This window comes from Methanobrevibacter sp. (assembly GCF_017468685.1).
Lineage (GTDB): Archaea > Methanobacteriota > Methanobacteria > Methanobacteriales > Methanobacteriaceae > Methanocatella.
Window position 1 is genome coordinate 18,875 of sequence record NZ_JAFUHT010000013.1, and the last position, 10,011, is coordinate 28,885.

A 10,011-nucleotide genomic window follows, 5' to 3' on the forward strand; every position below is an offset into this window, starting at 1 on the left:
AGTATCACATAAAAAAAGTTATAAAAAAAGAATTGTAGGAAAGATTAATTATAATCTTTCAGTTTCAAATTGGCTTTGAGTTTCGCCTTGTGGTTGAGGAGTTTCTGGTTTAGGAGCAGCTACTTCAGGGATTTGTGGTTCAGGAGTAACTTTTTTCATATCTCTAGGATTAATTAACATAATGTCCCCGATAGCTTGAACTTTATCAAAATCAACTGTTAATAAATCACTTTGGAAAGATCTCATGTTATTATCTTCAGGCATTTCTCCACGAATGCTTCCTAAAAATGAGTTAACAAATCCAGCAGGTTTTGGTTGTTGTTCAATAGCTCTAACTTGTAATTTTGAAATAGTTCCTAACCTAATATTTAAAATAACATCTTCTACACGACCAACATAGTGTCCTGTGTTGGTATAAATATCTAAACTGCGTAATTTTGAAACTTCTACCATGTTTACACCCAAGTAAATAAATTAATAATTAAATAAATATGTATTATTTTATTTAATTGTTAATATAAATACTTTATGTTTTTTAAAGTTATAAACTGTCTTATTTGCAAAAAACTTATTAAATTCTAAAATAAAAATATAAATTAGACTTAAAAGAGGACTTTAAATGTGGGATACAACAAAAGATTATAGGATTTTAGTAGCAAGCAAAGCAAGAGAAAATTATATGAATCTCATTCCAACAGCTTCTTTTAGAGGAAGTTGGAATAAAAAACAAGCAATTGATATGGGAAAGCAAATGAATAGTGACTTTCAATCATTAACTTATTCTTATCTTGAAGGAGATGAATTAGTCAACTCTCCCGATGTTGCTGCACTCATTGAGAAAGCAGAAAAAATCATTGAATATTTAGGTGGAGATGACTGGAATAAAAAATTCTTAAGCAATGCTCCAAAAGAAGACCGTGAAAAAACCCAGGAAAATATTGCAAAAGTAAGATTTTTCCTAGATACCATTCTGGGCTTAAAAGACAGGCTTGCTTTAGGACCAATTAATGATCCAATCATTGGAGTAGACATTAAGGTGGGCGAAGTGATGAGTGTCACACAGCATCCTAAAAATGATAAATTAATGCTTTGTAACGTGAATCTTGGAAAACGTGCAATAACAGTTGTAACCAATGATATGAATGTTAAAGATGACAATAAAGTGGGAGTATCCCTATTGCCACCACAGGCATTCAGTGATATTGTCAGTGAAGGAATGTTTCTCGGAATGAATGGAAACATTCTCAAAGAGGTTGACGGCGAACTTGGCAAAATGCCAAAAGGCATACCAATGGAATCCCTTAATGAAACTCGTAACCTCGTTGAAAATTATTTAAAATAGCTAAATTAGCTATTTTATCTTAAATTTAATCCGATTAACTTTGTTTTTGTCATTTCCTCTACAGCATATTTTATTCCTTCTTTTCCAACACCACTGTTTTTAAATCCCCCGAATGGCATGTTATCTGTTCTGAATGTTGACTGCTTATTTATAAATACAGTTCCTGCCTCGATTTCTTGAGCACATTTCATTGCATTGGAGTAGCTTTCTGTAAATACTCCTGCCTGAAGACCATATTCTGTATCATTGGCAACTTTTATAGCCTCTTCAACATCTTTGACCCTTATTATTGGTGCCACAGGTCCAAATGTTTCCCTTACAACCATATCCATTTCCGATGTGACATCATCAATTACTGTTGCAGCATAGAACGCACCTTCACGCTTTGCCCCAGTCAATATTCTTGCACCGTCACGGACTGCATTGTTGACTGTCTCTTCAACTTGGCGACTGGCATTTTCAGATATTAATGTGCCAAGAGTTGTTTTGGCATCTAATGGATTTCCCATTACCAATTTCTCAGTTGCAGTAACCAGTTTTTCTGCAAACTCATCGGCGATTCCATTTTCAACAATTATACGTTTTACGCCCATACAAACCTGACCAGCATTTAAAAATGCTCCATTAATTACTCCTTTAACTGCTTTATCAATGTCGGCATCATTTAGGACAACCATTGGATCGTTTCCACCAAGTTCAAGTGTGACTTTTTTCATTCCTGCCTTTTGTGAAATCATCAACCCTGTAGTTACGCTTCCGGTAAATGAAATTTTATCAATTTCAGGAGAACAAACCAAATAATCTCCAATTTCAGAACCATATCCTGTCACTACATTAACAACACCATCCGGAAACTCCTCATTCAATAAATGACAGAATTTCATTACTGTCAATGGTGCCTCTGTTGGAGGTTTTACAATAACTGTGTTTTTGCATGCTATTGCAGGCGCTATTTTATGGATTGTCAGGTTTAAGGGATAGTTGAAGGGAGTAATTGCTGCAACTACACCCAAAGGCAATCGTTGTGTGAATGCAAAAAATCCCTTACCGTTTAATCCTGCATCCAATGGCACACTTTCACCATAAATTCTTTTTGCCTCTTCAGCTGCAAGCTTTAGTGTTTCTATTGATCTGTCCAGTTCAACAAGTGATTCATTTATTGGTTTTCCAACCTCCAATGTCAGCAGCTCTGCAAATTCCTCACGTTTTTCTTTTAATTTATCCACCACATTGAATAACTTATTGGATACCTTAAAAGCTGACATTTCAACTAAACTTTCTTTAGCATTATTTGCCTCATCAATTGCCAACTGTGCAGTTTGCCTGTGCGCAATAGGAATTGTATCAATTACCTCACCATTATAAGGGTTTTTAACTTCAAGTAAATCATCGCCTGAAATATTCTTTCCGCCAATCAACATATCCATTTTATCACCATTTAATTAATATTTTATATTAAAAATTATAAATATTCCCATATGGAAACAAGTAGATTTGAAACATTTATTGATGCTATAATAGCTATTATCATGACTGTTTTGGTTTTAAAAATTCCCCAACCAACAGAACCTACATTAATGGGACTTTGGAGTTTAAAAACCATGTACATAGCATATTTTATCAGTTTTTTAGTATTATTCAATATTTGGTATAATAACCACAATCTTTTCCAGTTGATTGACACCATTGACAATAAAGTGGTTTGGATTAATGGAGTTATGACATTTATCATTTCATTATTGCCTTACTTTACTATTTGGCTTGCAAATAATGTTTATTCAATACCTGCCGAAACAATGTTTGGAGTGATATTTATAGCAACAAACATTACATATAATCTCGGTGTTTGGGCAGTTTACAAAAGCAATCCTTATAATAAAGAATTGCAGGAGTCTTCTTACAATTCACGTCAAGTATTTATACCCTTCATTGTACTAATCCTCGGATTCGTATTAACATATACTGTTTTTATTCCTGGAATTTATGCTGCATGTATGATTTCCGTTATATTATGGATTATTATAGCTAGAATCAACAGAGGTGGTGGCTGTGGAAACTGAGAGATTTGAAGCATTGATTGATGCAATTCTTGCAATCATCATTACAATTATCGTTTTGGAAATTCCTCTTGCATCAACAGGTAGTTGGGAATCCTTATTGGAGTTAAAATATGAATTTATAATTTATGCAATAAGTTTTATTGTCGTGTTTAACTTTTGGAATTTTAACAATAACCTATTCAGCATCGTGAATAGGATTGACTGGAAAGTCATTTGGAGTATGGGTTTATCATTATTCATAATGTCTTTGCTTCCTTATTTAACAACATTTGTTGCTGAGAACTTCAATTTATTCCTACCACAATTCTTTTATGGATTAAGTTATATTGCAACTGCAATCCTTTCAAAACTGATTTCAAAATTCTTAAAGGAATCAGATCCTGGAAACATTGCACTACAGGTTGTTTTAGAAAAAGATTACATTTTCATGATGACAATTGTCTTGGTTTCAATAGGTATGATAATTGGATATCTTGCTTATCCTCCGGCAATTATTACCTCATGTCTGATTTCAATCGTTGCAATTTGGATTGTTCCAAAAGTTTTAAATTGAACTCTAATACCATCACCTTAAAACTATTTTAATTCTGGAGACTTTAAATGAAATAAATTTCACATAATCAATTAAAACCAGACTAAATCAGAAAAACAATCAATTGCAATTAAAAATAATATTAAAAAAAGAAAAAAATGGTTTATTTATACATCAGAGTATAATAAACCAGTAGCTCTACCTACAAAGAATGTAAGGTAAACTCCTAAAATACCCATCAATATTCCACCGACAGTACCATTCCATTGATAGATGAAACCTACAATCAATGCTAAAATGAATGCAATGACGAATATTAATATAATGAATAAAAGAACTTTAACAATACCTACTCTTGAAATATCTCCAATAGCTTCACCGATTGCTAAAGCATTACCTAAATCTTCGGTTTTTGCCAATCTGCATTGAGCCATGAATGCTGCTAAAGCAAAGACTATGCATAATATAATTGTTATTAATCCTGATAACCAGTGTTGGAAAATCAATGCTAGAATAGCACCGATAATGATTGGAATAATATAGTAAACAATTTGAACAACGAATAATTTTACACCGTTAATAAATTGTCTTACAATGTCGATTCCAGGACTTCCAGCATCTCTGTTAATACCGAATTTTACAATGTCTAATTGATAACCAGAAATAACAAATCCAATGATTAATGCAATAATTAATCCGATAATACCTGATCCAATTGCAGTGAAAGGGTTTTTAAGTGCAACACCAGTAGCCACACCAATAGCAGTTCCACCCACTGCAATTCCTAAAATAATACCCAAAATAACATATATTACTAATGCTTTAATGTTGTTTAATGGATATGTTAATGCATCACTAATAATTTCTCCTAATTCCATTTTAATTTCTCCTTGTTTTATAACTTAAAAAAAAACTCAAATGAGTATTTAAAATTATATTACTAATAATATTTAAACATATTTAAAAAAAATAACTATCAAAAACACAGATTATTTGAAATATTTTGTTATGCTTATCAAATCATTATTAAATACATTTACTTCACCAGATTCGATTTCACCACTCAAATCACCCATATAATTTTTATACATAAAAATCACCAGTAAAACTACAACAAAAATTCCACCAATAAGTAAAATTAATTCCGCTGAAGCCTGACCTTTATTATCCATTAAAATCCCCCCATCAATAAGCTTCCACCAAATGTGGAAATAAAATAAAATATTCCAAATGATGAAACAGTCAGTGGCAGAGAAAATTTAATTCCTTTTTTTACATCCCCATACATGATTATACTAATTATAAATGCAACCAAAACCGAATGAATAATCAGATACAACTCTCCCACAACAGGAGCAGTGAAGATAATCTCTGAATCCATGCCATAACTCTGCATAAAACCAGAATAAACGCTTACCATTCCAATTGAAAATGGTGTTGCAACAACAGCTGATATTAAAAGAAACATTACAGACATCATAACCGATGAACGCCTTTCACGTTTAAGAGCCATCAAATCACGCAAATCATCAGAAACATCAGACAATACTTTGGAAATACTTGACCCGCTTCTGCGACCATCCAATATTATGCCGAATATCCTCTCCAATTCCCGTGATTTTAAACGTTTACTCATCGCTCTCCATGCTTCATCGAAATTACGACCCATACGAATTTCAATGATAGTGCGCCTCATTTCATCATACATTGGCCCCTCCCCATACTGTGACATGTCCTCCATTGCATTTTCAAAACTTAATCCGACTTGCAACATGCTTGAAAGCTGTCTTAAAAAGTCAGGAGCAGTTCGTTCAATTTCCTGTGATCTTTTTTCCTGTTGAACAACAACATATGTAAATAGTCCAGGAACAACAAATAAAGGAACAATTACAAGAGATAATGGAAGATTCAAATATGCAATTGTTAGTCCCAATACAATTTCACTAAATAATATAAAAACTATAAGTACAGATAAAACTTGTGATACATCTGTAAAAATAGCTCCACTCAGTAAAAATTCCTGCAATTTTGATAAATACTTTTTCGGAACAATATTGTCAACAACTAATGCTAAATCATTTATTATTTTAAATTTCATAAAATAATATTATTTTTTAACACATATAAAGTAACGGTTAGTTTCAAAATCAATTTTACAACGCAAAAACAAGATTAATATCAACACAAAAATTAAAAAATGCAAATCAATTATATATACATCAACTGCACATATTATCATATATCTAACTTAAAATGGTGACATAAATGGAATACGAAATAAAAGGCGGAGCATTTCCTATGGTAGTTTGTAAACTACAAAAAGGCGAAACCGTGAAAAACGAAACTGGCGCAATGGCATATATGACATCAGATATAAAAATGGATACAAATACTGGAGGCGGTCTTCTTAAAGGTATTGGAAGAGCATTGTCTGGTGATACAATATTTTTGAACTTCTTCACTGCACAATCAGACAATCAGGAAATCGGATTTTCATCATGCACACCAGGAAAAATCATTCCAATCAGATTAAATGGATCCAATACCATTATCGGGCAGAAAAATGCGTTTTTGGCTGCAGAAGATGGAGTTGACCTTGACATGTACTTCAGGAAAAAACTGGGTGCAGGAATATTTGGTGGAGAAGGATTCATTCTTCAGAAATTCAGCGGAACAGGATTACTATTTTTGGAAGTCGATGGAGAAGTCATTGAACATAATCTGCAGCCGGGAGAAAAATTATTAGTTGATCCGGGACACATTGCAGCAATGGAAGAAAGCGTTGAATTTGACATTGAAAGAGTCAAAGGCGCTAAAAACATGCTGTTCGGTGAAGGATTGTTCTTCGCAAGACTGCAAGGACCTGGAAAAGTATGGATACAAACCATGCCAATCAGCAAATTAGCTGAAGCCATCATACCATTCCTACCAGCAAACAATGAACATTAACATTATGATTAATGCTCCTCGAGCAATTAATCATTTTTATTCCTTTTTAGATATTTAAAGGCAAATCACCGATGACATTGCCCCTTTTTGTAATGTGAACTGTATCTTCCAGGCGAACTCCGAACTCCCCTTCCAAGTATATTCCTGGTTCCACTGTTATAACCATACCTTCTTTGATTATTGTTTCATCTCGAAGAGAAAAACCAGGTGTTTCATGAATGTCCAAACCAAGACTATGGCCTGTTGAGTGGATGAACTTATCGCCATAGCCATAATCGGAAATAATGTCACGGGCAACTTTATCAACTTCACAGCATTTCATTCCAGGTTTGATTGCCTTGATTGCCTTGTCATGTGATTCAGCAACAATGTTCCATATTTCCTGTTGTGACTCAGTATAAACCATTGTACGAGTATTGTCAGAGCAGTACCCTTCAAAAATAGCTCCCCAATCAATCAGTATTGGTTCTTCCAAAGATTTTGCCTGTGGAATTGCATGAGGCAGGCTTGAATTTGCACCACTTGTTACGATTGTATCAAATGATTCCTTTTCTGCACCGTTTTCAATCATGTATCTTACAAGATCAAATGCCACTTCCTTTTCACTGCCCCCATTGTTATATATATCCAATTGCAGAAATGATTTTTGAGCGATTTCAGTTGCTTTGGTGATTTTTTCAATTTCATCAGGTGTTTTAATCATTCTTTGAGCATCAATATAATTCTTTGAATCTATTGTGAAATCATCCCTGAATCTGACATATGTGCTGTAGGGCAATGTTGGCTCTATTGCCAGGTTTTTGATTCCCTCTTTTTTAAGTTCACCAACCATTACATCGAATGATTCGAATTCCTTAACTTCAATTGAAGAATCCCGATTGGCCAATTCCATATCCATGCCTGAAGCATAAATAATTGGGTTTTCCTGTATTATGCAGAATGCAAAACTTGTTGGCTTGTAATTTGAAATGTATTCAACATTAGTGAATTGTGTAAGCAAATAAGCTTGAAAGTTATCCTTTTCCAAATCCTTTAAAATATTTTCAATATGAATATTCATATTTTAATATTTAAAAAAAGTATTATAAAAAAATAGTTAATTGAAATATGATTATAATTCAAAATCATAACCACATTCATCATTTAAACGTTTCTTTAGATAATAAATTAATTTATCAGCTGTTTTGATTCCTAATTGCTTGAAATATTCTTCATCATAAATTTCATCAGCATCTTCAGGAATTGTAATAACTCTAACTTTATTCATACTTAACACCTCGTAAGCAATACTTAATTTAAGTTATACTTCAACTACTATATAATACATGCGGATTTAGCTTAAAATCCACATTATTAATTTTGTTCATCCAAATGAACCCATCACCTTTAGTAATTATTGCTACAGCAATATCACCTCCCACACTATCAATGTTCGAATCTATTTTTCTTCTTAATGAAGTAATATTAACTAATTAATAGGCCAAATCTGCAAGTTCTTGTTTTGGAAGAGTATTTATTGCAGACAATATTGGGCCCATAATTATATCTTCCCAATTATTGAAAAATTCAATGAAGTTAGATGTTGTATCTGAATGAAATGATTTGATTCCATTAATTTGATTAATGCATTCTTTTTTAGAAGATTCATCAATATCAGTGGATTTAATAGATTCAATGATTAAATCAGTGTAATTATTGATGAAATGAAAAAAATAATAACTCAAAACATTTTTTAAAAGAATGCTGGAACCAGTCAAAAAGGTATCAATGACATCTGTTTGAGCAAAAGGAACAATAACTCCAAATGGATAATTAATTTCAGACTTAAAAGACTTAATTTCAATGTCACCAGAGTTATTCACTATCAAATCAAATGATACGAATGATGGAAACAAGTCCTCTTCATTAAATCCTGCAATTACAACTCCTGTTGATGATGAAAGCATTTTCATGAAGAAGTTCATTTTTAAAACAATGATTAAATCATCTTTTTCATTATCCAAAACAAAATTAGGAAGAATATCTTCAATCAATGAGTCAATCAGGCCAAATTCTGGAAGTGATTTGACAAAATCAAGTGAATCATCGATTTCAATTTCATCAATGAACTTATTAAATTCCTCTTCAGAAATATTGCTGAATTTTTCTTTTAGCTCATCAGCATATTCTCCAATAGTATTACCAATTGATTTTTTGAAGTCAAATGGAGGAGTTACTCTGCCCAGATATTTCAAGAAGTCTTCCTGAATGTTTTCAATATTTTCAAGGCTTTTGAAGTCAGCATTTTTAGAGTACTGTTTGATTAGTGTCTCCATAGGAATATTGTCAAAGTTTGCATTACCAAATATCATCATTCCCATTGGAAGATCATTGGATAATTTAAATAATTTTTCAACACCATTTCTAACCTTTTTACCATTGATTGTGACTGCACTGTCTGCTGCAAGTGCAACAGCTCCTTTGTTCATAGTTAATAATTCAGAAGTCATCTATTTCCCACCTACAATTTTTCATATTGAAATCAATATTGCAAACCAAATATAAAAAAACATCCTTAAATCAATTTAATAATGTCATTACAATATTATATTTATTTAAATAGAAATTTACAAAATTTAACTTAGTATTAGATTAATTTAAGTTATTTATAAAGTTTTTGATTATGAAAAAGATACTTTTATTAAAGTTAAATTAGATACTTTAACATTATGATTAAGTTTACAAGTAGTGAAGTGAGAGATTTAATAATTGCATTTTTCGTCATTTCACTTTGTTTTGCAATAGTTAATGGTGGAAGAGATACCAATGCAATACTATCCATTTTGCCGATTGTTATGGTTGGTGTAGGTGCGGGATTCATCCTGCACGAACTGGGACACAAGTTTGTATCAATGAAATATGGATACTGGGCTGAATTCAAATTATGGCCCCAAGGATTGATATTTGCACTTGTCACATCATTTTTCGGATTCGTATTTGCAGCACCCGGTGCAGTTTACACTTATGCCAATTACATGACCGATGAAATCAATGGTAAGATATCCATTGCAGGACCTATTGTCAATATTGTTCTTGCACTAATCTTTTTAGGCATTGCAACTGCAGTTTATCCATCCGTATTCACATCA

At 32.4% G+C, this 10,011-nt stretch carries 13 protein-coding genes; 5 read left to right on the forward strand and 8 right to left on the reverse strand.

The features are described from left to right. Positions 1 to 48: 48 nt before the first annotated feature. A complete protein-coding gene (locus IJ258_RS02410; protein WP_292802336.1) occupies positions 49 to 453 on the reverse strand; it encodes a PRC-barrel domain-containing protein in 405 nt (134 codons plus the stop codon). A gap of 166 nt (positions 454 to 619) precedes the next feature. Here IJ258_RS02410 and IJ258_RS02415 point away from each other — a divergent pair, with 166 nt between their 5' ends. Then, the gene (locus IJ258_RS02415; protein WP_292802338.1) at positions 620 to 1,342 is read left to right on the forward strand and encodes a tRNA-binding protein; all 723 of its coding nucleotides are present in this window, start codon (positions 620 to 622) and stop codon (positions 1,340 to 1,342) included. Positions 1,343 to 1,356: 14 nt separating this feature from the next. Here the strand turns inward: IJ258_RS02415 and IJ258_RS02420 are convergent, their stop codons facing one another. Next, positions 1,357 to 2,769 carry a lactaldehyde dehydrogenase gene (locus tag IJ258_RS02420; RefSeq protein WP_292802341.1) on the reverse strand — a complete coding sequence of 471 codons (1,413 nt, stop codon included), beginning with the start codon at positions 2,767 to 2,769 and terminating at the stop codon, positions 1,357 to 1,359. Between the two features lie 51 nt (positions 2,770 to 2,820). On the opposite strand from IJ258_RS02420, the gene IJ258_RS02425 reads away from it, so the two are divergent. Then, positions 2,821 to 3,402, forward strand: coding sequence for a TMEM175 family protein (locus IJ258_RS02425; protein WP_292802344.1), 582 nt, complete (start codon positions 2,821 to 2,823; stop codon positions 3,400 to 3,402). Then, a complete protein-coding gene (locus IJ258_RS02430; protein WP_292802347.1) occupies positions 3,392 to 3,955 on the forward strand; it encodes a TMEM175 family protein in 564 nt (187 codons plus the stop codon). Before IJ258_RS02425 ends, IJ258_RS02430 begins: the two co-directional genes overlap by 11 nt. Before the next feature lie 146 nt (positions 3,956 to 4,101). Here IJ258_RS02430 and IJ258_RS02435 read toward each other — a convergent pair whose 3' ends face one another. The 3 genes from IJ258_RS02435 to IJ258_RS02445 form a co-directional block, all read right to left on the reverse strand. Continuing rightward, on the reverse strand, positions 4,102 to 4,812 hold the full coding sequence (locus tag IJ258_RS02435) for a DUF4013 domain-containing protein (RefSeq protein WP_292802350.1): 711 nt from the start codon (positions 4,810 to 4,812) through the stop codon (positions 4,102 to 4,104). Positions 4,813 to 4,923: 111 nt separating this feature from the next. Then, a complete protein-coding gene (locus tag IJ258_RS02440) occupies positions 4,924 to 5,106 on the reverse strand; it encodes a class III signal peptide-containing protein (protein ID WP_292802353.1) in 183 nt (60 codons plus the stop codon). After that, positions 5,106 to 6,032, reverse strand: a complete 927-nt coding sequence (locus tag IJ258_RS02445) for a type II secretion system F family protein (RefSeq protein ID WP_292802356.1) — start codon at positions 6,030 to 6,032, stop codon at positions 5,106 to 5,108. The genes IJ258_RS02440 and IJ258_RS02445 overlap by 1 nt, the downstream gene beginning before the upstream one ends. 167 nt (positions 6,033 to 6,199) lie before the next feature. Between IJ258_RS02445 and IJ258_RS02450 the strand changes: the two genes are divergently transcribed. After that, positions 6,200 to 6,883 carry a TIGR00266 family protein gene (locus tag IJ258_RS02450; protein ID WP_292802359.1) on the forward strand — a complete coding sequence of 228 codons (684 nt, stop codon included), beginning with the start codon at positions 6,200 to 6,202 and terminating at the stop codon, positions 6,881 to 6,883. A 46-nt stretch (positions 6,884 to 6,929) separates the two neighbouring features. Here IJ258_RS02450 and IJ258_RS02455 read toward each other — a convergent pair whose 3' ends face one another. The 3 genes from IJ258_RS02455 to IJ258_RS02465 all read right to left on the reverse strand — a co-directional run bounded on the left by IJ258_RS02455 (position 6,930) and on the right by IJ258_RS02465 (position 9,372). After that, positions 6,930 to 7,943 carry an aminopeptidase P family protein gene (locus IJ258_RS02455; protein ID WP_292802362.1) on the reverse strand — a complete coding sequence of 338 codons (1,014 nt, stop codon included), beginning with the start codon at positions 7,941 to 7,943 and terminating at the stop codon, positions 6,930 to 6,932. A gap of 51 nt (positions 7,944 to 7,994) precedes the next feature. Then, on the reverse strand, positions 7,995 to 8,150 hold the full coding sequence (locus tag IJ258_RS02460) for a hypothetical protein (protein ID WP_292802365.1): 156 nt from the start codon (positions 8,148 to 8,150) through the stop codon (positions 7,995 to 7,997). A 205-nt stretch (positions 8,151 to 8,355) separates the two neighbouring features. Then, positions 8,356 to 9,372, reverse strand: a complete 1,017-nt coding sequence (locus IJ258_RS02465; protein WP_292802368.1) for a hypothetical protein — start codon at positions 9,370 to 9,372, stop codon at positions 8,356 to 8,358. A 219-nt stretch (positions 9,373 to 9,591) separates the two neighbouring features. On the opposite strand from IJ258_RS02465, the gene IJ258_RS02470 reads away from it, so the two are divergent. Continuing rightward, on the forward strand, positions 9,592 to 10,011 hold a 420-nt coding region (locus IJ258_RS02470), incomplete at its 3' end, for a site-2 protease family protein (protein WP_292802371.1).